The sequence below is a fragment of the Amycolatopsis orientalis DSM 40040 = KCTC 9412 genome, from assembly GCF_000478275.1.
Classification (GTDB): Bacteria; Actinomycetota; Actinomycetes; order Mycobacteriales; family Pseudonocardiaceae; genus Amycolatopsis; species Amycolatopsis orientalis.
Genome location: NZ_ASJB01000083.1, coordinates 709993 through 734160, shown reverse-complemented (window position 1 = coordinate 734160; position 24168 = coordinate 709993). Strand labels below are relative to the sequence as shown.

Genomic DNA, 24168 nt, shown 5'->3' with positions numbered 1-24168 from the left:
GTCGCGTGTGGACTGTCCACTGTGGAGGCTGGTAATTGCCTTGTCCGGTTCGTCCGGCCCGTGCATGCTCAAGGGCGACAAAACGTTTTCCACGAAGGGAAAGTCATGTACACGGCGGTCGAAGGCTCGCGGGTTCCGATCCGGATGTGGGCGGATCCCACCTCGGTCGAAGACCAGGCCATGCGACAGCTGCACAACGTCGCCAACCTGCCTTGGGTGCACGGCGTCGCGGTCATGCCCGACGTCCACTACGGCAAGGGCGCGACGGTCGGCAGCGTGATCGCGATGCGCGACGCCGTGTCCCCGGCCGCCGTCGGCGTGGACATCGGCTGCGGGATGAGCGCGGTGCGGACCTCGCTCACCGCCGCGGATCTGCCCGACGACCTGCTGAAGCTCCGCCGCCGGATCGAATCGGCGGTCCCGGTCGGTTTCGGGCTGCACAAGTCGCCGGTGAACCCGGCGAAGGTGCACGGCGTCGGTGGCTGGGACACCTTCTGGAAGTCCTTCGGTGACCTGCACCCCGGCGTCCAGGACCTGCACGACCGCGCGGCGCGCCAGATCGGGAGCCTCGGTGGCGGTAACCACTTCATCGAGGTCTGCCTCGAACAGGGCGGCGACGACGAAGGCCGTGTGTGGCTGATGCTGCACTCCGGTTCGCGCAACATCGGCAAGGAACTCGCGGAACGCCATATGGCCGTCGCGCGGAAGCTGCCGCACAACGCGGATCTGCCGGATCCGGATCTGGCGGTGTTCGTCGCGGGCACGCCGGAGATGCGGGCGTACCGGCGGGATCTGTTCTGGGCGCAGGACTACGCGGCGCGCAACCGGGCGACCATGGTCGCGCTCGTGAAGCAGGCGCTGAAGGACGTCGTCCCGCAGACGACGTTCGACGACGCGATCAGCTGTCATCACAACTACGTCGCCGAGGAGACCTACGACGGCGTCGATCTGCTGGTGACCCGCAAGGGCGCGATCCGCGCGGGTTCGGGTGACCTCGGGATCATCCCGGGCAGCATGGGTACCGGTTCCTACATCGTGCGAGGCCTCGGGAACGCGTCGTCCTTCCAGTCCGCTTCGCACGGCGCGGGCCGCCGGATGTCGCGGAACAAGGCCAAGAAGCTGTTCACCGCCGACGACCTCGCCGCGCAGACCGCCGGCGTGGAATGCCGGAAGGACTCCGGGGTGGTGGACGAGATCCCGGCCGCGTACAAGGACATCGAGACGGTGATCAAGGCGCAGACCGACCTCGTCGAGGTGGTCGCGCACCTGAAGCAGGTCGTCTGCGTCAAGGGGTGAGGCGTGGGCGGTATGCCGGGCGAGTCCGACATACCGCCCACGAAATCGCTACTGTGGACGCATGAAGAGGTGGGGAATCGCCGCGCTGCTGGCCGCGGCCGGTCTGGCGCTGGCGGGCTGCAGCGAGGTCACGAACGCGGTCGACCAGACGAACAAGGCCGCGACCAAGGTCGGCGCGTGCGCCGAGGCGCTCAGCCTCGCCGACCTCAACCCGGACCCGGCGACGATCAAGGAACGGGCCGCGGACAAGGAGAAGCGCCTGCGCGAGCTGGCGAACAGCGTCGGCGAGCAGAACGTGGCGAGCGCGCTCACCGGCATGGCCGACTCGTATCTGCAGGTCCAGAAGGAGAACATCCAGGACGCGGGCAAGATCGCGGACTGGACCAAGCGCAACCTCGACCGCCTCGACGCCCTCCGCAAAGTTTGCGCCTAGCCCCAACCCGCGCGTCAGGAAGAAGCCAGTGCGGGCACCTTGGCGGGGGTGCGGGTGCGTCGCCAGAACAGGCCGACCGACGCGATCGCCAGCGCTCCGACGGCCGAGGCCGCGAAGCCCCAGCCCGGGCTGGAGTGGTCGATCACGAACCCGATGATCGGGCTCCCGATCGCCAGCCCGACCCGGCTGGCCGCGTCCAGCAGCCCCATCGCCTCGCCGCGCACCCGGGGCGGCGCCGCCGCGCTGACCGTCTCCGTGCTCGCCGCGAGCGTGGGCGCGCACAGCACGTTGCTCGGGAACAGCACGATCGCCAGCAGCCACCACGGCCCGGCGACCAGCCCGACCGGCAGCGTCAGCACCGCGAGCAGCACCATCAGCGTGCCCTGGGAAAGCGACCGCCGCACCGCGCCGTGGATCGCCCCGCCGAGGACGGACGCGATGCACATCAGCGTGATCAGCAGCCCGGACCAGGCGATGTCGCCACTCGCGCGCAGCGTCGCCAGCGCGGCGAGTTCCATGCCGACCAGGCAGAACAGCGCGCCGCCCGCGATGAACATCGCCATCACGAGCCGCCCGGTGAGCCAGCTCCGGATCGGGGGCCGCTCCCCGGCGGACACCTCGGCGTCGACCTCGGCGCGGATCGGCGGGTTCTGCCGGTAGATCAGCGCCGCCGAAAGCGCGAAGCAGACCCCGATACCGGTGAGCGCGTAGACCGCGGGCAGTTGCGTGATCGCCATGATCCCGGCCGACGGCCCGATCATGAACGACGCCTCCACGAAGATCGTGTCCAGCGAATACGCCGCCCGCCGCTGCTCCAGCGGCACGAGCGCGGTCAGCACCAGCCGCGCCAGCGTCCCGGCGGGCACCGAGAGCACCCCCGCGGGAAGCGCGACCACCAGCAGCACCTGATACGGCAGATGTGGCGCACTGATCCAGAACGCCGACGACGCCAGCCCGCAGATCGCGACCACCGGCCGCAGCCCGTAGCGATCGACGTACCGGCCGACGAGCGGCGCCCCGATCGCGCTGCCGAGCGTGGTGGCCGCGCCGATCAGCCCGGCCGCGCCGTAGCCGCGGCCGAGGTCGTTGACCACGTACAGCGTCATCGTCACGCCCATCGCGGTCATCGGCAGACGGGCCAGGAACATCAGCAGCATCGAGCTGGGAACCCCTGGCACGGCCAGCACGCGACGGTACGGAGCGAGAGCCATACGTCCGATGAGAACGTAACCTGGTACGCGCGTGCAACTTCTTTTCGTCATGGTCGTCACCCGACCCGGGGCTGTTTCTTGACTCATTCCAGAAAACGCGGGAGGGTGGCGGGACCACCACGAAACAGGAGGCACCGGCGTGACCTTGCCGACCACGAACAACGTGGGCATCCCCGTCGCGAGCGACAACGACTCGCTGACGCTGGGTGCCAACGGCCCGATCCTGCTCCAGGACCACTACCTCATCGAGAAGAACGCCCAGTTCAACCGTGAGCGCGTGCCCGAGCGCGTCGTGCACGCCAAGGGCGGCGGTGCCCACGGCTTCCTCGAGGTCACCGAAGACGTCAGCCAGTTCACGAAGGCCGCGGTCTTCCAGCCGGGCGTGCGCACCGAGAGCCTGGCCCGCTTCTCGTCGGTCGCCGGGGAGAACGGTTCGCCCGACACCTGGCGTGACCCGCGCGGCTTCGCGGTGAAGTTCTACACCTCCGAGGGCAACTACGACATCGTCGGCAACAACACCCCGGTGTTCTTCATCCGCGATCCGATCAAGTTCCCCGACTTCATCCACTCGCAGAAGCGCCGCGCCGACAACCACCTGCGCGACCACGACATCCAGTGGGACTTCTGGACCCTGCGCCCCGAGTCGGCGCACCAGGTCACCTGGCTGATGGGCGACCGCGGCATCCCGTCGAACTGGCGTGAGATGGACGGCTTCGGCTCGCACACCTACCTGTGGGAGAACGCGGGTGGCGAGAAGTTCTGGGTCAAGTACCACTTCAAGACCGACCAGGGCATCGGCTACCTGTCGCAGGCCGACGCGGACCGCATCGCGGGCGAGGACGCCGACTACTACATCCGCGACCTGTTCAAGAACATCAAGCAGGGCAACCACCCCAGCTGGACGCTGTACGTCCAGGTGATGCCCTACGTCGAAGCCGCGGACTACCGCTTCAACCCGTTCGATCTGACCAAGGTGTGGCCGAAGGGCGACTACCCGCTGATCAAGGTCGGCCGCTGGGTGCTCGACCGCAACCCGTCGAACTACTTCGCGGAGATCGAGCAGGCCGCGTTCGAGCCGTCCAACCTGGTGCCGGGCATCGGCCCGTCGCCGGACAAGATGCTGCAGGGCCGCCTGTTCGCGTACCCGGACGCGCACCGCTACCGGATCGGCGCGAACTACACCCAGCTGCCGGTCAACGCGCCGAAGTCCCCGGTGAACAGCTACTCGCGCGATGGCGCGATGCGCTACAACAACCCGGGCGACCCGGTGTACGCGCCGAACTCCTACGGCGGCCCGCACGCGAACGCGGAGATCGCCTCCGAGACGTCGTCGAGCTACGGCGTCGAGGACGAGGTGATCCGGTCGGCGTACCGGCTCCACGCGGAGGACGACGACTTCGGCCAGCCCGGCACCCTCGTGCGCGAGGTGATGGACGACGAGCAGCGTGAGCGGCTCGCGAACAACATCATCGGGCACGCCTCGAACGATGTCTCGCGGCCGGTGCTCGAGCGCGTCTTCGAGTACTGGCGGAACGTCGACAAGGACCTCGGAGACAAGGTCGCGGACGCTTTCCGCGAGTAAGAAGACCTCTTTCGAGAGGCTGCTCCCACCACCGGAACGCACCCGGCGCGCGTCATCCTCGCGCGCCGGGTGCTTCCATGTCCCCACTCGCATGTGAAACCAGTTGCGCCATACAGGTGGCGGGGCGTGCGTGGGGGACAACACGAGTGGACCAGTGCGACACGCCTGTCCGACAGAGTGATGAAGCTAAACGATCACCGTTTACACCGCTGTGGGTGAACGAACTGCTCTACCGGGTAGTTCGGTCACCGGTGGTCATAAACCTGATCGAAAAAGATGATCTTCAGGGGGAGGCACAAGATTTCGACGTTAATCAATTGCGGGGGTCTTCGCCTCTCATGAATCCGGCACGTAAGGGTTAGAAAACGGTTCAAACCGGTGATCGGCTGGTGTTCCTTCGATACGGCGGGTATCGATTTACCTCGTTAGGTCCCAGAGGCCAGGAGGTAAGGGAATGAAAGGCAACATTGCCCGGACGATTGCCGCGATAGCCGCAGGCAGTCTGTTGGCGGTGGCCTCAGCCGGCGCCGCAACGGCTAGCACCGAGGGTGGGAAGGGCTCGTCGAACACACAGGCGCTCGCCGCGCAGGTGCTGCAGATGCGAGACGGCCTCACGAAGGTGGCCTACGCCGGTGACGTCGGCAAGACCCGGGCGGACTTGGACAAGCTGAGCCCGGTGCTGGCGGACATCGCCGCCGGCAAGCGCTATCAGATCCAGACCGAGACGCAGAAGCTCGGTGACCTGGCCAAGGGCCGCTCCGACGAATCCAGCAGGCTGCTGGCGGACCCGACGGCCAAGGCGCGCCAGCTGCCGCCGCTGCCGGTGCCGATCCCGTCGCTTCCGGACCTGCCCGGACCGCTGAAGATCGTCAGTGACCTGGTGAAAGCCCTGCTGGCGGCCGTGACCGGCATCCTCGGCGGGCTGCTCGGCGGACTCCCTGTGCCGCCGCTTCCGCTGCCGCCGGTCCCGCTTCCCACGCCGTGATATCGCCGCGCGCTGACGGAAACCTTTCGCAGGGCGCGGGATCGCGGTCCGCTCGCGCAGGCAGGTAGGGGCGCCCTACAAAAGGTTTCCGTGGCCTTCGGCCAAAAGAGGCGCGCGGGGTGAAGTCTCTCGTCGCGCTGACGCGCTCCCGAGAGACAGGTGGGAGTCGTCTGGTTCGCCGTGCAGGGCGGCGGCCACGATATGGGGGCCGGAGCCCGAGTGGGGACATTTCTCCTCACTCGGGCTCTGGCCGTCTTTACCGCTACTTCGGTTACTTCGGCGCCAGGCCGAGTCGCAGCGCGCCCGCCGCTTCGGCGGTGGCCTCACGGAACCGCCTGCCGACGCCCAGGAAGTTGATGTACCCGTGGATCAGGTCCGGCTGGCGGCTGAGTGCCACCGGCACCCCGGCCTTCCGCAATTTCTCCGCGTAAGCCTCGCCCTCGTCGCGCAGCGGATCGAAACCGGCCGTCGCGATATACGCGGGCGGCAATCCGGAAACGTCGCCGTGCAACGGGGACAGTTTCGGGTTGTACAGATCGGTGCCCTTCGGCACGTAATGTCCTTCGAACCAGCTCATATCCGAGTCGGTGAGGAACAGGTCCTCCGCGAACAATTCCCGCGAGCGGCGGCGCACGGTGAAATCGGTCGCCGGGTAGAACAGCAGCTGGAACGCCGGGACCCCTCCGCCGCGTTTCACCGCCTGCTGCGCGGTCACCGCCGCGAGGTTCCCGCCCGCGCTGTCGCCGCCGACGGCGATGCGCGCCGGATCGGCGCCCAGGTCCCGCGCCTTCGCGTAGGCGTACTCGAAAGCCGCGATCGCGTCTTCGGTGGCGCCGGGGAACTGTGTCTCCGGCGCGAGCCGGTACTCCACCGATAGAACCCGCACGCCTGCCTGTTTCGCCAGGTAGCGGACGGTGTTGTCGTGGGAGGCGCGGCTGCCGACCACCCAGCCGCCGCCGTGGAAGAACACGAGCAGCGCGGACGGGTCCGGCAGTCCGGCCGGGGTGTAGAGCGTGGCCGGCACGTCGCCGTCTCCCGTGGGGATCAGGAGTTCCCTGGTGGAGACCGGTTCGATGACCTGCCCGCTGACCAGATGCCTGCTCGCGAGAAGGAGACTGCGTGACTCCTCGACGCTGCCCCGCACCAGCGACGCCTTCGCCAGCTTCTGCAGGCGAAGCAGGAGCTGGGCGTCCAGGGCGAGTTCCTGGCCGTCCAGGCGGAGCGGCGGTCCGGCGATGGCCCGTCTCACCGGCGTCGGAAGCCAGAACGCCAGCTGCGAGAACGCGGCTTCGACCCGGATCTGGAGCGGTATCGCCATACTTCCTCCTCAGCGCTTCAGGCCACGTTACTTGCGAGTAGGTAGACCGTCCAGCGGGAACGGGCCGTTTGGGGCGAACGGGTGTGACGCAGACCTCCGTTCCAGATGCTGGTCCTCCACTCAAGTAGAGGGGTTAGCCTCGAAAACGTGACTTCGACGAACACGGTTCATGTCCTCGGTATCGGCGGCTCCCTGCGGGAGGGATCGCAGTCCGAGCGGGCGCTGCGCATCGCACTGGGCAGCGCGGCCGAGGCCGGAGTCACCACCGAACTGATCGCCGGGCCCGAACTGGTGCTGCCCTTCTACGACACCGCGCTGGAAGAACGGCACGAACGGGCCGTGCGGCTGGTCGAAGCGATCCGCCGCGCCGACGGCGTCATCGTCGTCTCGCCGGGCTATCACGGCGCGCTGTCCGGCCTGGTCAAGAACGCCCTGGACTATGTCGAGGATCTGCGCGACGACGAACGCCCGTACCTCGACGGCCGCGCCGTCGGCCTCGCCGCCGTCGCGTTCGGCTGGCAGGCCGCGGTGACCACGCTGGACCAGCTCCGCACGATCACGCACGCGCTACGCGGCTGGGCCACCCCATTGGGTGGTTCGATCAACACCGCGGAGACCAAGTTCGACGAAGCCGGTGGCGCTTCCGACGAGAAGACCGTCCGCACCCTCCGGTTGATCGGCAGCCAGGTCGCCGAGTTCGCGTTGAGTCGCGCCGGTCACTAGTCGTTTGCTCCGGTCGACGTCCGGGTAATTCCCGGACGTGATGCCTGCCATGGGTGGCAAGGTTTCGCGGTTGCGGGACGTTGGCACCACAGAGACGCTCAACGGGGCGTGTCTTGAGACCAGGAGGTAGGCGAAGAATGGCTGAGGCTCTGTACACCGCTGTGGCCACCGCTCGCGGCGACGGCCGCAACGGTGAGGTCACGTCCTCTGACGGCGTCATCGACGAATCGCTGGCGATCCCGAAGGAGATGGGCGGACCGGGCGGTGACAAGACCAATCCCGAGCAGCTCTTCGCCGCCGGCTATTCCGCCTGCTTCCACTCCGCGCTGCAGCTCGTCGCGCGCCAGGCGAAGGTGAAGCTGGACGGCTCCACCGTCACCGCCGAGGTCAGCGTGCTCAAACAGGGCGAGGGCTTCGGCCTCGGTGTGGCGCTCAAGGTTTCGCTGCCCGGCCTGGAGCAGGCGCAGGCCGATCAGCTCGTCGAGCAGGCGCACCAGGTGTGCCCTTACTCGAACGCGACCCGCGGGAACATCGAGGTCGCACTGTCGGCGACGGTCTGACCCCGCGCGCGACAGAACCACCTGAACCGGCAATTTCTGAAAGGAAGACCGAAGATGGGCAAGTCCCCGATCCAGAGTCCGCTGAGCGAAGCCGACAAGGAGATCACCGGTAACGCCTTGCAGGCCACGCTGGTCGATCTGGTGGATCTGTCGCTGATCGCGAAGCAGGCCCACTGGAACGTCGTCGGCGCGAACTTCCGCAGCGCGCACCTGCAGCTCGACGAGCTGGTCGCCACCGCGCGCCAGTACGTCGACGAGGTCGCCGAGCGCGCCAACGCCATCGGCATCTCGCCGAACGGACAGGCGAAGGCCGTCGTGGAGAGTTCCGGTCTGCCGGACTATCCCGACAACTGGCAGTCCGTCGAGTCCACGGTCGCCGCGATCGTCGACATCCTCGCGGCGCTCATCGAGCGGCTGCGCAAGCGCATCGACGAGACCGACAAGAGCGACCTGGTCACCCAGGATCTCCTGATCGAGATCACCCAGGAACTCGAGAAGGCGCACTGGATGTGGCAGGCCCAGCAGGCCTGACCCGCGCCTGATCCCGATCCACCCTCGTGAGTGGTAATGACGGTTCTAACCGTCATTACCACTCACGAGTCTCTGGGCACCGCTACGTTCGGGGCATGGTGCTGCACAAGGGGAAACCGACCGATCCGGACCGCAAGGGCGGGGCCAACCCGCTGCACGCCGGCGCGTACCCCGCGCTCGCCGCGAGCATCCGCCTCCCGCACGACAGCCTCGCGGAAGAACCGCTGCCGCCCGACACCGCGCTCCAGCTGGTCCGCGACGAGCTGATGCTCGACGGCAACGCCCGGCTCAACCTCGCCACGTTCGTCACCACGTGGATGGAGCCGCAGGCCCGCGAGCTGATGGCCGAATGCGTCGACAAGAACATGATCGACAAGGACGAGTACCCGCAGACCGCGGAACTCGAGCGCCGCTGCGTGAACATCCTCGCCGATCTGTGGCACGCTCCCGATCCCACCGCGATCATGGGCTGCTCCACCACCGGTTCCTCCGAGGCCTGCATGCTCGCCGGGATGGCGTTGAAGCGCCGCTGGTCGAAACTGGGGCGGGCCGGGAAGCCGAATCTGGTGATGGGCGCGAACGTCCAGGTCTGCTGGGAGAAGTTCTGCGAATACTGGGAGGTCGAACCGCGGCTGGTGCCGATGGACGGCGACCGGTTCCATCTCACCGCGGACGAGGCGATCGCCCGGTGCGACGAGAACACGATCGGCGTCGTCGCGATCCTCGGGTCCACTTTCGACGGTAGCTACGAGCCCGTCGCCGAGATCGCCGCTGCGCTCGACGGCCTGCAAGAACGGTCCGGATGGGACATTCCGGTGCACGTCGACGGCGCGTCGGGCGCGATGATCGCGCCGTTCCTGGATCCGGAGCTGGTGTGGGACTTCCGGCTGCCGAGGGTGGCGTCGATCAACACGTCCGGGCACAAGTACGGGCTGGTCTACCCGGGTGTCGGCTGGGTGGTGTGGCGCGACAAGGAGGCGTTGCCGGAGGAACTGGTGTTCAACGTCAACTACCTCGGTGGCGACATGCCGACCTTCGCGCTGAACTTCTCGCGTCCCGGCGCCGAGGTGGCCGCGCAGTACTACACGTTCGTCCGGCTCGGCCGCGAAGGTTTCCGTGCCGTGCAACAGGCTTCGCGGGACGTGGCCACCCAGCTGGCGGACGGGATCGCGGAGCTGGGCCCGTTCGAGCTGCTGACCCGCGGCGATCAGCTGCCCGTGTTCGCCTTCACGACGAAGGCCGACGTCGACACCTTCGACGTCTTCGACGTGTCACGGCGGCTTCGCGAGCGTGGCTGGCTGGTCCCGGCGTACACCTTCCCGGAGAACAGGACCGACCTCGCCGTGCTGAGGATCGTGGTGCGCAACGGTTTCACGCATGACCTCGCGGATCTGCTGCTCGCCGACCTCCAGCGGCTGCTTCCCGAGCTCGATCATCGGCCGCGACCGCGTACCGCGTTCCATCACTGAGCCGGGTGCCCTGCGTCACGCCGGATTTCCCCCGGCCCTACCGGCGCGTAACGTCGGGGGGTATGGGAGTCGCCGGAGACGAACGTCGTGCGTTGAGCGAGCTTTTCGAAGAGATCGGCCCGGACGCGCCGACCCTGTGCACGGGCTGGAAGACGCGGGATCTCGCGGCGCATCTGCTGGTGCGTGAGCGGCGCCCGGACGCGGCGCCCGGCATCCTGGTGCCCGCGCTCGCCTCCTACACACAGCGGGTGCAGGACTCGTACGCCGCGCGGCCGTGGTCGGAGGTCGTCGGCAAGGTCCGCTCCGGCCCCGCCTGGTACTGGCCGACGTCGATCGGCGCGCTGGACGAACTGACGAACAGCGCGGAGTTCCTGGTGCACCACGAGGACGTCCGCCGAGGTCAGCCCGGCTGGGAGCCGCGTCCGGCGGACCCCGCCCGTGACGCGGCGGCATGGAAGTCGGCGAAGCAGGCGTCGAAGCTGAACCTGCGGAAATCACCGGTCGGCGTGATCCTGAAGACCCCCGAAGGTCGCGAAGCGCGGGTGAAGGACGGCCCGGACACGGTGACCGTGATCGGCGCGCCGATCGAGCTGCTGCTGTTCGTCTTCGGCCGCGACGCGGTCCGGCTCACCTTCGAAGGCGACGCGTACGCGGTGGACAGGCTCCGGAAGCACGACCGCGGCCTTTAGAGTTCGGGCATGCCGATGATCAGTGTCTCGATGTTCCCCGGCCGCACGGCCGAACAGAAGCAGGCCCTCGTGCGCGAGGTGACCGACGCGTTCGTCCGGACCTGTGGGGGCAACCCCGAAGGCGTCTGGGTGACGATCAACGAGATCCCCGCCGAGCACTGGGCGGCGGGCGGCACCCTCTTCTCCGACCGCTGACCGTCCCTCCGCGCACCACCCCGGATGTCATGAACGGGACTTTCATTGCGAAATTTGCAATGAAAGTCCCGTTCATGACCTGTCAGCGGAGCCCGACGGCCCGCAGCGCGAAGAACACTTCGATCGCCGTCTGCTTGATCGTCTCGGCGATCACCAGCGAACCGTGCCCCGCGTCGAACCGGTAGAACTCGAACGGGACCTCCCGCTTCGCGAGCTTGTCGAGATAGTTCTCGACCTGCCGGATGGGGCACCGCGGGTCGTTGTCCCCGGCGAGCACCAGCACCGGCGCCGTCACGGCCTCGACGTAGGTGATCGGCGAGCATTCCTGGTACACCGCCGGCACCGTCTCCGGCGAGCCGCCGAACAGCGCCCGGTCGAACGAGCGGAGCTGCTCCATCTCGTCCTCGTACGCGGCGACGTAGTCCGCGACCGGTACTCCGGCGATCCCCGCCGCCCACCGCGCCGGCTGGGTCCCCAAGGCCAGCAGGGAGAGGTAACCACCCCAAGAAGCGCCGTTGACCACGCACTTCTCCGGATCGGCGAGTCCACTTTGGACGGCCCAGTCGTGCACGGCGGCGACGTCTTCGAGTTCGGTCAGGCCGGGTCGGCCTTCGATCGCGTCGCGCCAGGCCGAACCGTAGCCGGTCGAGCCGCGATAGTTGACCTCGACGACGGCGAAACCGGCGTCGAGCCAGACGGCGCGATACGCGGAGAACCGGTCTTCGTCGGCCGCGTGCGGCCCGCCGTGCAAGGAGAAGACCGTCGGAAGCGGACCTTCTGGCGCGTCGGCCGGACGGGACACCAGCGCGTGGATCCGCCCGCCGATCCCGTCGACGAACGCGTCGGTGACCGGCGCGGATTCCGGCGCCCGGTCACCCGGCGGTTCGAGGAGCACCGAGTCGGTGCCGTCCGCGGTCCGCGCGCGCACCGCCGTCGGCTGCGCGGCACTGGACCACGAGTACTCGACGGTGCCGTCGGGCCGCACCCCGGCGCCGCCGATCCTGCCCGGCGGAGTGTCCAAAGAGGACAACTCACCGCTCGCGAGATCGTACCGGTGAAGGGAACTGCGGCCCTGGTGGAAGTGCACGACCAGCAGCGCCCGCGCGTCCGGGTACCAGCCCGCGACCACTTCGCCGGGCAGGTCGAGTTCGATCTCCCGCTCGGTGTCCTCGGCGGTGTCCCAGATCAGCAGTTCCTCGCGGCCGCGCCGCTCGTGCAGCACCAGCAGCCGCTGGTCGCCCGGGACCGGCGAGAACTCGAGCGCGCCGAGTCCCTTGCCCTCACCGTCCCATTTGTCGGCGACCGTGGTGAAGCCGTCGGTCGACAGCACGCGCAGCGCGGGGTGTCGGGAATCACCATGCTCGGAATGCGAGATCGCGAGCAGGGATTCGTCGCGGGACAGCGACGCGATCCCGGCGTCGTCGTCATGGCGGTAGAAGCGCGTGGTCTCGCCGTCGATACGCGCGAAGAGTTCGCTGCCGTCGTCGGTCGAAACACCGACGGCGACCACGCGGGTGCCGATCTCGAGTCCGGCGGGGTAGCCATCGTGGACGTCCGGCACCGCGCGCTCGGCGGCGGACCCCGGCGTGAACGGTTCGCGGACCCAGGAACCGAATTCGTCGCCGTCGGTGTCGTCGAACCACCAGATCCAGCGGCCGTCGGGGGACGGGGTCGCGTGCATGGTGCCGGCGGGCCGGTCGGTGACGCGGCGGTGTTCACCGGTCGACCGGTCCCAGGAGTAGACCTCCCAGACACCGCTGGCGTTGGAGACGTAGACGTTCGCGTCCGGTGCGTCGATGGCCCATTCAGGCACCGAAATGCGCGGCGCGTGGAAGCGGGCCCGCCACCTGGCCTCGGCTTCGGCGTCGTCGAACAGGCGGTCCGGGACCGCCGCGGACGGATATTTGTTGCCTGGCTGCGTGCTCACCCCTCGATCCTGCCACTCCGGAGCCGTACTGTGTGCGGGGTGCTGGAGGGAAACGCGCCGGGCGCCGCGCGCGATGCGGTGTCCGCGCGGTCTGCGCGCCAGGCGGTCGAACGTGCCGTGTTCGCGCAACCGCTGTTCGGGCCGGGGATGGGGCTCGTCGACGTCGGCTGCGGCCCTGGTTCGATCACCCTCGGTATCGCCGACGGGCACAGAAAGTCCACAGTGGACTTCTTGGTCGCGGACGCGCGGGCGTTGCCGTTCGCCGAAGCCTCGGTGGACGTGGTCTTCGCGCACGCTGTCTTCGAGCATCTGAAGGAGCCGGGTGCCGCGCTCGCGGAGATCCGGCGGGTGCTCAAACCGGGCGGATCGCTCGCACTGTCCACATCGGACTGGAGTCGCGCGCGGCTCCGGCCGAAGACGGCGAATGTCGACGCGGCACTCCGCGGGCACCATCTGCTGTGCCGTCGCGCGGGTGGTGACCCGTTCGCCGGGCGGTCCATCCCCGCCGCGGTCACGGCCGCCGGTTTCCGTGACGTGCGAACGAAAATCCGTTACCGCACGGACGCGACATACCGGTCGCTGGCGACCTATGTCGAGGCATGCCTGGTGACGGCACTGGAAACCGCGACCACCCCGGACCGCGACCAGCTCGCCTCCGCCGCCCGCTCCGCCTGGTCCTGGGCCCGCTCCGGCGACGGCGATTTCGCCCAATGCTGGACCGAACTCCTCGCGACCCGCTGACCCCGTTGTCGTGAGTGGTAAGTGTCGTTCTAACGACACTTACCACTCACGACCAACTCAAGGCGCACCCACAAGAGCCCACTCACCAAGCCGACCCACTCCCTATGGGGGTCCGGGGGGCGAAGCCCTCCCGGGCGGGGTTTGGGGGTTGCACCCCCAAAAAACACCGTAGGGCCCGCGTGGTTGGCGCTTTCTGCCAACACGCGAGCCCTACGGGACCTACGTCGGGGTGGCGGGATTCGAACCCACGACCTCCTCGACCCGAACGAGGCACGCTACCAAGCTGCGCCACACCCCGGATACTTCTTAGCGGGTCGAGGAGAAGTTTAGCGGACGGTGTTTCGGGCTTTGCGGGGGGCTGCTTTCCGGTGGTTCTCCCTGGTCGTGCCCCTGGGAACGAGGGTCAGCAGGCTCGCCTCGGGAGGGCACGCGAAGCGGGCCGGGGCGTACGGCGAGGTGCCCAGTCCGGCGGAGACGTGGAGCCACATCTGGGCGCCCCAGCGGGAGGCGCCGCGGGCCCGGGTGCGGTCCAGTTCGCAGTTGGTGACGAGGGCGCCGTAGCCGGGGATGCGGAGTTGCCCGCCGTGGGTGTGCCCGGCGAGGACGAGGTCGTAACCGTCGCCGGCGAACTCGTCGAGGACGCGGGGCTCCGGGGAGTGGGTGACGCCGATGCGGACGGCGGCGCCGGTGTCGGCCGGGCCGGCGATGTCGGCGTAGCGGTCGCGGCGGAGGTGGGCGTCGTCCACGCCGGCGGTGAACACGTACTGGTCGGCGACCTCGATGGTGCGGCGGACGTGGGTGAGGTCGGTCCAGCCGTGTTCGACGAAGGCGGCACGGAGGTCGCGCCAGGGCAAGTGCTCGCCGTGGATCCGCTTCTTCTTGCCCTTCGGCATGAGGTAGCGCGCGGGGTTCTTCGGCTTCGGCGCGTAGTAGTCGTTGCTGCCGAAGATGAACACGCCGGGCCTGTCGAGCAGGGGGCCGAGTGCGCGCAGGACGGACGGGACGGCCTGCTGATGTGACAAATTGTCACCGGTATTGACGACGAGGTCCGGTTCGAGCCGGTCGAGCGCGGCTACCCAGCGTTGCTTGCTCACGTGACCGGGGAGCATGTGCAGGTCCGAGATGTGGAGGATCGTGAAGGGCTTCGCCCCTGCCGCGAGGACCGGGAGCTCCGCCGTGCGAAGCGTCCACCGGCGCCTTTCGATGCCGACCGCGTAACCGAGGGTCGCGGCTCCCAGGGCGGCGGTTCCCACGGCCCAGCGCCGTACCGTTGCCCCCGAGGTGCTGCTGTTACTGAGCGTGTTCACAATGTCCAGTTTACGTGCTCTTCGGTGGTGATCGTTCGCCCCCATTCCGGCGATGTCGAAGAATCGCTGGAATGGCCTCTTTTCTTCACTTTCCGTGGTCGGCGGTGGGTGATGTGATCAATCGACATGATGGCGTCGACCACCGTTCCTCGTTAGGCCGCCAGCCGCTCACTTAAAGTTAGTCCACTGTGACTCATCGTGATTCGCGCTGGTGAACGCGGCCCTCGTCGGTCAGCGTCCGGTGCCCATGTACTTCGGGTCCGGCGCCGGCAGCGGCAGCGGTTCCTGCCCTTCGAGGATCTTCGACATCGCCCCGAACCAGGTCTGCGCGGGCGTCTTGCCGCCCCACATGTTTTCGCAGCCACGAGCAGACACGTTGCCAGGGCCGAGGTAGCAGAGACCGCCACTTCCACCCTTCGGACGGAACACCATCGCCGCGCCGGCAAGCTGCGGGGTGGCCCCTAGGTACGATCCCGCGCCGTTGCTCTGCGTGGTCCCGGTTTTGCCTATCACCGGCCGGTTCCACCTGACGGCATTCGCGGCGCCGAACGAGGTCCCGCCGGGCTGACTGTCCTTGCTCATGCCGACCGCGAGGGTGTTGGCGAGGCCTTCGGGAACCACTTGTTCACAGGCGGCTTCCTTGACGGGAACCGGCTTTCCGTCCCGGTCGGTGACACCGGCCAGCGGAGTCGGCGGGCACCAGACGCCGCCGCTCATGATCGTGGCGCCGACGTTCGCCAGTTCCAAACCGGACAGCGGGCTCACGCCGAGTGTGAACGCACCGGTTCCGGCCCAGCCGGGCTTCGGCCCGTACGCCTGGAGCTGATTGACATTGACGTTCTCGTCTTTGGAGTTCGGGTCGACGGCTCCGCCACCTCGGTTGCTGGCCATGGTGTCGCGCATTCCGAGCTTGCGCGCCATCTCCACGACAGGCCCGGTGCTCCCGAGTCGGTCTTCGAGGGCCACGAATGCAGTGTTCGGCGAGGTCGCCAGCGCCTGCTGCAGCGACATGGCCCCACCTGCCGGGTTGTAGTCGCCCGCGTTGCCTACGCAGTACCAGTTACCACCTGGCCCGGCGGGGGGCCTGGGAGCTGCAGGGCATCGCTTCGGGCCACCGGCGAACACGTGCGAGGTGTAGAGATCAGGTACCGGGAGTGGACTGTTGATCCCGGCCACGCCCGCTTCCAGCGCCGCGGCCGCGGTGAAGACCTTGTAGGCCGAGCCTGCACCCGCGGTGTTGTAGACGCCGGACGGCAGCGCGAACGTCGTCTGACCTTGGTCTTCGTGCAATCCGTAGTCACGGTTCGCCGCCAGTGCGACGACTTCGTGCCGGTTCTTGCCCGGCTTCACCAGGGAAAGCGTGTTGGCGACGTTGTCCTGGGTCTTCTTGACCTGGGCTTCGGCCGACGCCTTGGCCTCGGAGTTCGCCCGTTCGTCCAAAGTGGTCTTGATCTGGTAGCCGCCGGTGTAGAGATCGTCCTTCGTCATCCCGTTCTTGAGGAGGTAGTCCTCGACGTACTGACAGAAGAAACCGTTCTTCTCACCGGCGCCGGTGCAGTTCGAAGCGGGTTTCTGCGGGGCGCCTTCGACGACGCCGAGCGGCTCGGCCTTGAAGCGTTCCGCGTCCGCCTTCGCGAGCTTCTGGTTGTCGACCATGCGGTCCAGGACCAGGTTGCGGCGTTCGGTCGCCTTCGCCGGGTTCTTCCACGGGTCGTTGACGGCTGGGTTGTTCACCAGGCCGGCGAGCAACGCCGCCTGCGGCACCGACAGCTTCTCCACGGGCGTGTTGAAGTACGCGTTCGCGGCCGCGCCGACGCCGTAGATCTCGCGCGAGAACTCGACGACGTTCAGGTAGCCGGTCAGGATCTGCATCTTGTTCAGCTTGGTTTCCAGCTGGATCGCGATCCGGGCTTCCTTCAGCTTCCGGGCGACCGACTGTTCCTGTGCGCGCTTCTGGCCCGGCTTGTCGTCCCGGTAGACGACGTTGATCAAGTAGTTCTTGACGTACTGCTGGGTCAGCGTCGAGGCGCCCTGCGTGTCCCCGCCGGTGGTGTTGCTGACCGCGGCGCGCAGTGTGCCCTTCCAGTCCACCCCGTTGTGCTCGTAGAAGCGCTTGTCCTCGACCGAGATCAGCGCCCACTTCATGGCGTCGTTGATCTGGGTCTCGGTCGTCGGGATGCGGTACTGCTTGTACAGCGTCGCGATCTGCTTGCCGGTGTTGTCCGTGATGGTCGTCACCAGGGGCGGCGGAATGTCCGCAAGGTCCGAAGATGTCTTGTCGACGGTCTCGCTCGCCTGGTTGGAGATCACCCCCGCGGCACCCGCCACCGGGAACAACATTCCCGCGACCAGCACCCCCGCGAGCACACACAGGCCAATGAGCTTCAGCAGACCGTCCGTTTTGCGCACGCGGACCAGGGTACGCGGATCCCGTTAGCCCACCGTGACGTCACCTCGCTGTGCGTGCGAATTCGGTTACAAAATCGACCCCATGGGATGACGTCTGGTAATCGGAGGCATTCTAGGGCTTGGCGGAGGGAACCGAGGGCCCTTACAGTCCGTCAACGTCTCACGTATGAAAAAGCCGACAGACGGGTGAGTGCGAGCGGCAGTCGCATTCGGCCGAACGGAGGCACCGGCGCCGGGGAGGTGCCGGGAGGAACCGACGTGAGCACAAGGGAGACACGCTCATGGGGGCAGGAGCGCAGGCTTTTCGTCCCCCCGTGGTGTGTCGAACACCAGGGTAGGGAGCTGGGGGTATGGAAACCAACCAGTCGAGCTGGCGGGTCAATGCGTCGTGCCGCGACACCGATCCGGACGGTTTGTTCGTCCGGGGGGCGGAACAGAACCGGGCCAAGGCGGTCTGCCTCGGTTGCCCGGTCAGGACGGAATGCCTCGCCGAAGCGCTCGATGGCCGGATCAACTTCGGTATCTGGGGAGGTATGACCGAACGGGAACGGCGGGCGCTGCTGCGGCGGCGGCCGGATGTTTCCAGCTGGGCGGACCTGCTTGAAGCGGCGAAGCGCAGGTTCACCGGGATCGACGAAGAGGAAGACGTACGCGTCCGAGTCTCGTGATCACGTTTTCGCGGAAGGCCCCTTCCCTGAGTCCAAGGTAGGGAAGGGGCCCTTCACGGGAGTTCAGGACTGAGTGGCCAACCGCGTGCCGATGTCGCGCAGGCCTTCGAGATCGTGCACGTCGCTGGGGAGCGCGGGCACCCGCGCCAGCGGGACCTCGGGATGCGCCCGCGTGAACCTGGCGAGCAGCCGTGTCTCTCGTTCGGCCAGCGCGACCCGGTCCGCGTGCAGGCGGAGGACGGCTTCGGCCAGCGGTGCGCCGGTCCCGCCCTTCGCCAGCTGCTCGGCGGCCGCGATGGCCTCGGCGCCGGACAACGGCGCCAGCACCGGATGCGTCCGGTTCGCGACCAGCCCGGCCAGCGGCATGCTCTCCTCCGAAAGCCGCTCCACGAAGTAGGACGCCTCGCGCAGCGCGTCCGGCTCCGGCGCGGCCACCACGAGGAACGACGTCCCGCCGGACCGCAGCAGTTCCGCGGTCTTGCGCGCGCGTTCGCGGAAGCCGCCGAACATGCTGTCGAAGGCCTGCATGAACGCCGACGCGTCGGTCAGCAACTGGCCGCCGATGATCGTCGAGACGGCCTTCGCGAACATCGAGAACCCGGCGTTGACGACCTTGCGCAGACCCCAGCCGCCCGCCTTCGCGGGGCCGGTGAGCAGCCGGATCATCCGGCCGTCGAGTGCGCTCGAAAGCCGCGTCGGCGCGTCGAGGAAGTCCAGGGCGGACCGGCTCGGCGGGGTGTCGACGATGATCAGGTCCCACTCGTCGGTGGCCGCGAGCTGGCCGAGCTTCTCCATCGCCATGTACTCCTGCGTCCCGGAGAAGGACGTGGAAATGGTCTGGTAGAAGGGGTTCTGCAGCAGCTGCTCGGCCCGTTCCGGGCCGGCGTGCACACGCACCATGTCGTCGAAGGTGCGGCGCATGTCGAGCATCATCGCCCAGAGTTCGCCCTTGGGTTCGAAGCCCTCGACCTGCACCTGCTTCGGGTGATTGCCCAGTTCCCGCAGGCCGAGCGCCTGGGCCAGCCGCCGCGCCGGGTCGATGGTGAGCACCACCGTCTGCCGTCCGCGTTCGGCCGCGCGCAACGCCAGCGCCGCCGCGGTGGTCGTCTTGCCGACCCCGCCGGAACCGCAGCAGACGATGACCCGGCTCTCCGGATCGTCGATCAGCCGGTCCATTTCCAGGACGTCCGACATCAGCGCACCCCCTGCTCGGTCAGCGCTTCGGCGAGGTCGTAGAGCGCCGCGACGTCGACCCCGTCGGTCAGGTCCGGCAGCTCCAGCCCCGGCAGGTCCGCTTCGGCCAGTTGTTCGCGGGCGCGTTGTTCGGCCGCGACCCGGACGGCGTGCTCGACCGTCTCCTCGACGAGCGCGTCGAGGGTGCTGTCGGGCAGGTTCAACCCGGCCGACGCGAGCCCGGCGCGGACGCGGGAGGCGTCGACCCGGCCGTCCGCGGCGGCCGTGACCGAGCGTGCGGGCAGCCGCGGCGGGCGGACCCGGTTGACCAGCACCGCGCCGGGGCGCAGGTCCGCGCCGTCGAGTTCGGCGACCGCTTCGACGGTTTCCCGGACCGGCATCTCTTCGAGCAGCGTCACCAGGTGCACGGCGGTCTCGCCGGAATGCAGCAGCCGGACGACGCCGTCGGCCTGGCCGCGGATCGGGCCGGTCTTGGCGAGGTCGGTGAGGGCCTTGGTGACGTCGAGGAACTTCACGACCCGGCCGGTGGGCGGCGAGTCGACGACGACGGCGTCATAGGTGTGGCGGCCGTCGGATTCGGTCCGGCCGACGCATTCCTTGATCTTCCCGGTGAGCAGGACGTCGCGCAGACCCGGCGCGAGCGTGGTCGCGAACTCGATCGCGCCCATCCGCCGCAGCGTCCGCCCGGCGAAACCGAGGTTGTAGAACATCTCGAAGTACTCGAGCAGGGCGGCTTCGACGTCGATGTGCAGTGCACGCAGCTCACCGCCTCCTGGGACGGCCGCGATGCGCTGCTCGGCGTAGGGCAGCGGCTCGGTGTCGAAGAGCTGGGCGATGCCCTGGCGGCCCTCGACCTCGATCAGCAGCACCCGGCGCCCGCCCTTCGCGAGCGCGAGGCCCAGCGAGGCGGCGAGGGTGGTCTTGCCCGTGCCGCCCTTACCGGTGACGAAATGCAGCCGGGCTCTCGCGAGTTCGTCGGTCCAGCCGGCAAGGGGAGTGCTCACCGGTCCCACCCTAATTGAGGGTTCAGCTCGCCAGCATCATGACGCCGAGGGCGGCCGCGACCACCGCGACGATGACCCAGGTCAGGGCGCCGGGCAGGACCGTGAGCATCACCACACCGAGCAGCAGGAGGACCACGAAGGCCACCGCGCCGGTGATCGCGACCGTCGCCGAGCGGTCCGACCGGTCCCTGGCCTTCGCCATCAGGACCAGCACCAGCGGCAGCCCGGCCGCGGCGAGCAGGACGGTCGCGACCACACGCCAGGTCTCCACGTGCCCAGCCTAGTGGGGGCTGAAGGGGCCTTTCCTCGCATAAGACGCGGTGAAGGGAGCTTTCGTCGCGTCTTATGCGGGTATGGCGTCCTTCAGCTCCCGATCGGGGTCGCGGGCACGCACGGCACCGGCTTCGCGTGCGCCGGGTCGAGGGCGTTGAGGACGTGCCCGGCCGCGTTGCGGTCGGCGGCGACCCCGCCGTGCTCGGCCAGATCCAGCAGGCAGGCGTCCTGCAGGACGATGTTCTTCACGTTCGACCCTGTCCCGAGCCCGCTCGTGTATGGGACGACGGCTTCGTCGTAGCGGGTCAGGATGTTCGTGTACGTCACCCCCGGCTGGAAGACGCCGTTACCGCCGCGCAGCTTCGTGAGGAACTCCGAACCGCGCAGGAACTGGCGGCACGAGCCGCAGAGCGGGTCGAGGATCCCGTTGAACCCGGGCGCCAGCCCCAGCGCGCCGGCGACCGCGTACAGATGCGAAGCGCCGAACAGCGTGGTCCCGTTCCACAACGGGGTCAGGCTGACGTACTTGTCCACTTTGGACGCCCCGCCAAGGAACTTCACGTAATAAGAAGGCATCAGCGTGCCTTCGGAGTGCCCGAGGATGTCCACCTTGGACGCCCCTGTCGAGCCGAGCACCCGGTCGACGAACGCCGACAGTTCCTTCGCGCTCTGTTCCATCGGCAGGAGCCCGCCGGGCTGGTACACCGGCAGCGGCTCGCCGGGGACGCCGTAGGTCAGGGAGAACACGCAGTACCCGTTGTTCTTGAGCAGCGGGGCGAACGTCTGCCAGTTCACCGTCTGGTTGGCGCCGAGGCCGTGCGCGAGCACCACCGGATTCGGATGGGCCGCGCTCGGGCGGCAGTCGAAGTCGTTCGAGCCGGGCGGCGGACCGCCGGGGTTCGCCGCTTGCGCGGGCAGGGCGGCGGCGAGGGTCCACGGAACGGGGAGTTCCTGGACGGCGTTCGCCGGTGAAGCGCAGATCAGGGCAAGCGCCGCGGCCAGGAAGGCGACGGCGAGGGACTTCGTTGTCCGCATGTCAACGTCCTATCTACTCCCGAGTAGGTGTGAAGTGAACCACATCCACGGGAAATCGGCGAACCGCTCGCGAGAGGGTTTTGCCGCATGTGTGTCGGGCGCGCTCGCCGGTTTGGCTACGCTCCCGGGCATGAGCGCCACCAAGTGGGAGTACGCGACCGTCCCCCTGTTGATCCACGCCACCAAGCAGATCCTCGACCAGTGGGGCGAGGACGGCTGGGAGCTCGTCACCGTGCTCCCGAACCCGACCGGCGAGCAGCACGTCGCCTACCTCAAACGAGCCAAGAACTAGGGGATTGAAGCCATGACCTGGACCGATCGGCTTGCCGAGCTCGGTATCGAACTCCCCGGCGTCGCCGCTCCGCTGGCGGCCTACGTGCCCGCCGTCCGCACCGGCTCGCACGTCTACACGGCCGGGCAGCTGCCCTTCGTCTCCGGTGAGCTCGAAGCGACCGGCAAGGTCGGTGCCGAGGTCAGCCCCGAAGAGGCGAAGAAGTACGCGCGGACTTCGATCCTCAACGCGCTCGCCGCGGTCGACTCGGTCGTCGGGATCGACAACGTCGTGCGGGTGGTCAAGGTCGTCGGGTTCGTGGCGTCCGCGGAGGGCTTCACCGGCCAGCCCGCGGTGATCAACGGGGCGTCCGAGCTGCTCGGCGAGATCTTCGGCGAGGCGGGCATCCACGCCCGCTCGGCCGTCGGGGTCTCCGAGCTGCCGATCGGGGCGCCGGTCGAGATCGAACTGATCGTGGAGGTGAAGTGATGGACCCGGACATCGAGAAGTCCTCGCACGAGCTTCTGCTCCGGCTGGCCGGACGGCTGCCGGATCAGCTCCTCTGGCGTTTCCGTGACTGGCTGGGTGAAGGCGCGATGGGAACCCTCGCGCGAACCCTGCCCAGGTCTTTGCTTAAGCACAGGATCGACCTCGATCAAACCGAGTATCGCCTGCTAGTCGCCGGGCTCATTCCCCACGGGGCCGATTGGCATCAGGTGAGTTCCACCCTGGGGGTAGACGACGTCACCGAGACCAGGTACACATTCACGCAGAGTGCGCCCGAATGGGTGAACTCCGTCGACTCTGTGTCCGTATTGATCCACGCGACGTTGCGGGGACGGCCGGATGTGGGTGAAGTGCGGCAAAGCTGGCGACACCTCGGTGTGGTCGGCGAGGGTGGGGCGAAACGAGTCCTCCTGGTCACGGCGCTGAACGGGCTGCCGAGGCTGACCGGCGAACTGCAGCGCGTCCTGCGCGTGCTGGGTGACGAGGAGCCCGGCGTCGAGGTTCTCCCGCCGAGCATCGACCTCACCGGCTATCACCGCACCGCGCTCGCCAACTCCGAGCTGGTCTGCGTGGGCGCGGTGGACACCGGAAGTCGGCTGGTCGCCGCTTAACGCTCGCACCACCAGGCGAGCCGGGAGGGAGCAGAGCAATGGTGGAGGTCCACGACGGCCCGCCCATGGACGGGTTCTCGGTGCCCCTGCGCCTGCACAACCTGTTACTGGCCCTGGCGGGTCGAATCGACGACAGTGCTTTGACCGAAGCGCGTGAGCTGATCGCGCGTGCGCACATCGACGAAGCGGTCGAGCTCACCACCGGAACCCTGATCGCGGGGAAGATCCCGGTGAGCTCGTCCGAACAGCGTGAACTGGCACTCGTCCTCGAGATGAGCCGGTCCGACGCCACCCTGGCGAACGACCTGCTCGTGGAGGAGGACGAGTCGGTGCTCACCCACCGGTTCACCGGGGAGAACCAGCCCGAATTCGGCCTCGCCGAGGCGCTCGACCGCACCCTGCAGGTGCTGCCGGACGTCCGCTCGGTGCACGCGGTGTGGCGGAACACGCCCGCCGGGAGCGTGCCCGGCGCGCTGCCGCAGCGGGTGGTCCTGGTCGAGATCGGCCCGGAGGGCAACCCGCCCGCGGTCGCCTTCCGCGTGGACACCGCGCTTCGCCGCGCGGGTATCCGTTCGGTCGTCGAGGTCGCGGGACCCGGCGTCGCGCGGTCCGCGTACCACCAGGCCGCGTCGTCGGCCGCGAGTCCTGTCTGGGTCACCGGGAGTACCCATTCCAGTGACTTTCGGTCCGAGCCGGTGACTCCGCCGCCCGCTCCCGCCCCGGCTCCCGAGCCGGTCAAGGAGCAGCCGAGCAGGCACGGGCTGCGGCCGGTGGGCAGCTCGGAGCCGATCGCACCGGTGGTGCCGATCGTGCAGCCGTCGCCCGCCCCGGCTCCCGCGTCTTCTTCGTCCGGGTCGTCTTCGGAGCAGCCGCCGCGTAAGTCGAGGGCGGAGACCCGTGCCGAGCGCACGGCCGACCTGACCCCGGCCGAGGTGGCGCAGCTGCGCCAGGCGCTCAAGGAGGACCCGGAAAAGGGCCGCGAGATCGCCACGGGCAAGCCGAGCATGCACGAGGTCGTCGAGCTGCCCGCTCTCGACCTCGACGACCCGAGCCTGAGCGAACGCGACCGCGCGCTCCTGCGCGAGCTGCACGCCGAGCTCGCCGAACGGGAGCGTGCCGAGGCGGCGAAGATCCGGCTGAACGGGGCTTCGCGCAGCAGCGGCTGGTCTTCTTAACCAAGCGCCACGCGTTTCGTCCTCTGGATGCGGTAGTTGCACGCGCAACGATCG

At 68.3% G+C, this 24168-nt stretch carries 25 protein-coding genes and 1 tRNA gene; 16 read left to right on the top strand and 10 right to left on the bottom strand.

Annotated elements, in window-relative coordinates; all coding sequences use genetic code 11:
• The first annotated feature begins 105 nt into the window (after positions 1–105).
• Positions 106–1296 (top strand): RtcB family protein, encoded by a 1191-nt coding sequence (locus L324_RS34710; RefSeq protein WP_037318640.1) that lies wholly within the window; start codon positions 106–108, stop codon positions 1294–1296.
• A gap of 61 nt (positions 1297–1357) precedes the next feature.
• Positions 1358–1729 carry a DUF8711 family protein gene (locus tag L324_RS34705; protein WP_037318638.1) on the top strand — a complete coding sequence of 124 codons (372 nt, stop codon included), beginning with the start codon at positions 1358–1360 and terminating at the stop codon, positions 1727–1729.
• Between the two features lie 14 nt (positions 1730–1743).
• Here the strand turns inward: L324_RS34705 and L324_RS34700 are convergent, their stop codons facing one another.
• Positions 1744–2886, bottom strand: coding sequence for an MFS transporter (locus tag L324_RS34700; protein WP_037318636.1), 1143 nt, complete (start codon positions 2884–2886; stop codon positions 1744–1746).
• 193 nt (positions 2887–3079) lie between these two features.
• On the opposite strand from L324_RS34700, the gene L324_RS34695 reads away from it, so the two are divergent.
• Both L324_RS34695 and L324_RS34690 read left to right on the top strand, forming a co-directional pair.
• Positions 3080–4522 carry a catalase gene (locus L324_RS34695; RefSeq protein WP_037318633.1) on the top strand — a complete coding sequence of 481 codons (1443 nt, stop codon included), beginning with the start codon at positions 3080–3082 and terminating at the stop codon, positions 4520–4522.
• A 454-nt stretch (positions 4523–4976) separates the two neighbouring features.
• The gene (locus tag L324_RS34690) at positions 4977–5507 is read left to right on the top strand and encodes a hypothetical protein (RefSeq protein WP_037318631.1); all 531 of its coding nucleotides are present in this window, start codon (positions 4977–4979) and stop codon (positions 5505–5507) included.
• Positions 5508–5778: 271 nt separating this feature from the next.
• Here L324_RS34690 and L324_RS34685 read toward each other — a convergent pair whose 3' ends face one another.
• Positions 5779–6825 (bottom strand): alpha/beta hydrolase, encoded by a 1047-nt coding sequence (locus tag L324_RS34685; RefSeq protein ID WP_037318629.1) that lies wholly within the window; start codon positions 6823–6825, stop codon positions 5779–5781.
• Between the two features lie 147 nt (positions 6826–6972).
• On the opposite strand from L324_RS34685, the gene L324_RS34680 reads away from it, so the two are divergent.
• From L324_RS34680 to thmT, 6 genes are all read left to right on the top strand, one after another.
• Positions 6973–7548, top strand: a complete 576-nt coding sequence (locus L324_RS34680; protein ID WP_037318628.1) for an NADPH-dependent FMN reductase — start codon at positions 6973–6975, stop codon at positions 7546–7548.
• A gap of 137 nt (positions 7549–7685) precedes the next feature.
• Positions 7686–8108 (top strand): organic hydroperoxide resistance protein, encoded by a 423-nt coding sequence (locus L324_RS34675; RefSeq protein ID WP_037318626.1) that lies wholly within the window; start codon positions 7686–7688, stop codon positions 8106–8108.
• Between the two features lie 54 nt (positions 8109–8162).
• Entirely contained in the window at positions 8163–8639 is a 477-nt protein-coding gene (locus L324_RS34670; protein WP_007035084.1) for a Dps family protein, read from the top strand.
• Positions 8640–8734: 95 nt separating this feature from the next.
• Positions 8735–10108, top strand: coding sequence for a glutamate decarboxylase (gene gad, locus L324_RS34665; protein WP_037318621.1), 1374 nt, complete (start codon positions 8735–8737; stop codon positions 10106–10108).
• Positions 10109–10170: 62 nt separating this feature from the next.
• The gene (locus L324_RS34660) at positions 10171–10797 is read left to right on the top strand and encodes a TIGR03085 family metal-binding protein (RefSeq protein ID WP_037318618.1); all 627 of its coding nucleotides are present in this window, start codon (positions 10171–10173) and stop codon (positions 10795–10797) included.
• A 9-nt stretch (positions 10798–10806) separates the two neighbouring features.
• A complete protein-coding gene (thmT, locus tag L324_RS34655) occupies positions 10807–10992 on the top strand; it encodes a 2-hydroxymuconate tautomerase (RefSeq protein ID WP_037318615.1) in 186 nt (61 codons plus the stop codon).
• Between the two features lie 82 nt (positions 10993–11074).
• On the opposite strand, the gene L324_RS34650 is transcribed toward thmT, so the two are convergent.
• Positions 11075–12919, bottom strand: coding sequence for a prolyl oligopeptidase family serine peptidase (locus L324_RS34650; protein WP_037318612.1), 1845 nt, complete (start codon positions 12917–12919; stop codon positions 11075–11077).
• A gap of 39 nt (positions 12920–12958) precedes the next feature.
• Here L324_RS34650 and L324_RS34645 point away from each other — a divergent pair, with 39 nt between their 5' ends.
• Positions 12959–13660 carry a class I SAM-dependent methyltransferase gene (locus L324_RS34645; RefSeq protein ID WP_037318609.1) on the top strand — a complete coding sequence of 234 codons (702 nt, stop codon included), beginning with the start codon at positions 12959–12961 and terminating at the stop codon, positions 13658–13660.
• Positions 13661–13884: 224 nt separating this feature from the next.
• On the opposite strand, the gene L324_RS34640 is transcribed toward L324_RS34645, so the two are convergent.
• The 3 genes from L324_RS34640 to L324_RS34630 all read right to left on the bottom strand — a co-directional run bounded on the left by L324_RS34640 (position 13885) and on the right by L324_RS34630 (position 17376).
• Positions 13885–13958, bottom strand: a tRNA-Pro gene (locus L324_RS34640).
• Positions 13959–13986: 28 nt separating this feature from the next.
• Positions 13987–14913: a metallophosphoesterase gene (locus L324_RS34635; protein ID WP_037318607.1), complete on the bottom strand. Its 927-nt coding sequence runs from the start codon at positions 14911–14913 to the stop codon at positions 13987–13989.
• A 285-nt stretch (positions 14914–15198) separates the two neighbouring features.
• On the bottom strand, positions 15199–17376 hold the full coding sequence (locus L324_RS34630; protein WP_152547080.1) for a transglycosylase domain-containing protein: 2178 nt from the start codon (positions 17374–17376) through the stop codon (positions 15199–15201).
• A 350-nt stretch (positions 17377–17726) separates the two neighbouring features.
• Here L324_RS34630 and L324_RS34625 point away from each other — a divergent pair, with 350 nt between their 5' ends.
• Positions 17727–18044 carry a WhiB family transcriptional regulator gene (locus L324_RS34625; protein ID WP_037318605.1) on the top strand — a complete coding sequence of 106 codons (318 nt, stop codon included), beginning with the start codon at positions 17727–17729 and terminating at the stop codon, positions 18042–18044.
• Between the two features lie 63 nt (positions 18045–18107).
• Here the strand turns inward: L324_RS34625 and bagB are convergent, their stop codons facing one another.
• The 4 genes from bagB to L324_RS34605 form a co-directional block, all read right to left on the bottom strand.
• A complete protein-coding gene (gene bagB, locus L324_RS34620; RefSeq protein ID WP_037318603.1) occupies positions 18108–19238 on the bottom strand; it encodes an ATPase BagB in 1131 nt (376 codons plus the stop codon).
• Positions 19238–20242: an ATPase BagA gene (bagA, locus tag L324_RS34615; RefSeq protein WP_037318601.1), complete on the bottom strand. Its 1005-nt coding sequence runs from the start codon at positions 20240–20242 to the stop codon at positions 19238–19240. The genes bagB and bagA overlap by 1 nt, the downstream gene beginning before the upstream one ends.
• Before the next feature lie 22 nt (positions 20243–20264).
• Positions 20265–20513 (bottom strand): hypothetical protein, encoded by a 249-nt coding sequence (locus L324_RS34610; protein WP_037318598.1) that lies wholly within the window; start codon positions 20511–20513, stop codon positions 20265–20267.
• A 92-nt stretch (positions 20514–20605) separates the two neighbouring features.
• Positions 20606–21550, bottom strand: a complete 945-nt coding sequence (locus L324_RS34605) for an esterase/lipase family protein (RefSeq protein ID WP_037318597.1) — start codon at positions 21548–21550, stop codon at positions 20606–20608.
• A 130-nt stretch (positions 21551–21680) separates the two neighbouring features.
• Here L324_RS34605 and sp36 point away from each other — a divergent pair, with 130 nt between their 5' ends.
• From sp36 to L324_RS34585, 4 genes are read left to right on the top strand one after another with little or no spacing between them, the layout of a single operon-like run.
• Complete coding sequence (gene sp36, locus L324_RS34600) at positions 21681–21842, top strand: Sp36 family protein (protein ID WP_005166970.1); 162 nt, start codon at positions 21681–21683, stop codon at positions 21840–21842.
• 12 nt (positions 21843–21854) lie between these two features.
• Complete coding sequence (locus L324_RS34595) at positions 21855–22310, top strand: RidA family protein (protein ID WP_037318594.1); 456 nt, start codon at positions 21855–21857, stop codon at positions 22308–22310.
• Positions 22310–22939 carry a hypothetical protein gene (locus L324_RS34590; RefSeq protein ID WP_037318589.1) on the top strand — a complete coding sequence of 210 codons (630 nt, stop codon included), beginning with the start codon at positions 22310–22312 and terminating at the stop codon, positions 22937–22939. The genes L324_RS34595 and L324_RS34590 overlap by 1 nt, the downstream gene beginning before the upstream one ends.
• A 38-nt stretch (positions 22940–22977) precedes the next feature.
• Entirely contained in the window at positions 22978–24114 is a 1137-nt protein-coding gene (locus tag L324_RS34585) for a hypothetical protein (protein WP_037318587.1), read from the top strand.
• The last annotated feature ends 54 nt before the right edge of the window (positions 24115–24168 follow it).

Bases quoted from the DNA above. Each gene is read 5' to 3' on its own strand.
- L324_RS34710 (WP_037318640.1), top strand. From the start codon at position 106: ATGTACACGGCGGTCGAAGGCTCGCGGGTTCCGATCCGGATGTGGGCG.
- L324_RS34705 (WP_037318638.1), top strand. From the start codon at position 1,358: ATGAAGAGGTGGGGAATCGCCGCGCTGCTGGCCGCGGCCGGTCTGGCG.
- L324_RS34700 (WP_037318636.1), bottom strand. From the start codon at position 2,886: ATGCTGCTGATGTTCCTGGCCCGTCTGCCGATGACCGCGATGGGCGTG.
- L324_RS34690 (WP_037318631.1), top strand. From the start codon at position 4,977: ATGAAAGGCAACATTGCCCGGACGATTGCCGCGATAGCCGCAGGCAGT.
- L324_RS34685 (WP_037318629.1), bottom strand. From the start codon at position 6,825: ATGGCGATACCGCTCCAGATCCGGGTCGAAGCCGCGTTCTCGCAGCTG.
- L324_RS34675 (WP_037318626.1), top strand. From the start codon at position 7,686: ATGGCTGAGGCTCTGTACACCGCTGTGGCCACCGCTCGCGGCGACGGC.
- L324_RS34670 (WP_007035084.1), top strand. From the start codon at position 8,163: ATGGGCAAGTCCCCGATCCAGAGTCCGCTGAGCGAAGCCGACAAGGAG.
- gad (WP_037318621.1), top strand. From the start codon at position 8,735: ATGGTGCTGCACAAGGGGAAACCGACCGATCCGGACCGCAAGGGCGGG.
- L324_RS34660 (WP_037318618.1), top strand. From the start codon at position 10,171: ATGGGAGTCGCCGGAGACGAACGTCGTGCGTTGAGCGAGCTTTTCGAA.
- thmT (WP_037318615.1), top strand. From the start codon at position 10,807: ATGCCGATGATCAGTGTCTCGATGTTCCCCGGCCGCACGGCCGAACAG.
- L324_RS34625 (WP_037318605.1), top strand. From the start codon at position 17,727: ATGGAAACCAACCAGTCGAGCTGGCGGGTCAATGCGTCGTGCCGCGAC.
- bagB (WP_037318603.1), bottom strand. From the start codon at position 19,238: ATGTCGGACGTCCTGGAAATGGACCGGCTGATCGACGATCCGGAGAGC.
- L324_RS34605 (WP_037318597.1), bottom strand. From the start codon at position 21,550: ATGCGGACAACGAAGTCCCTCGCCGTCGCCTTCCTGGCCGCGGCGCTT.
- sp36 (WP_005166970.1), top strand. From the start codon at position 21,681: ATGAGCGCCACCAAGTGGGAGTACGCGACCGTCCCCCTGTTGATCCAC.
- L324_RS34595 (WP_037318594.1), top strand. From the start codon at position 21,855: ATGACCTGGACCGATCGGCTTGCCGAGCTCGGTATCGAACTCCCCGGC.
- L324_RS34590 (WP_037318589.1), top strand. From the start codon at position 22,310: ATGGACCCGGACATCGAGAAGTCCTCGCACGAGCTTCTGCTCCGGCTG.
- L324_RS34585 (WP_037318587.1), top strand. From the start codon at position 22,978: ATGGTGGAGGTCCACGACGGCCCGCCCATGGACGGGTTCTCGGTGCCC.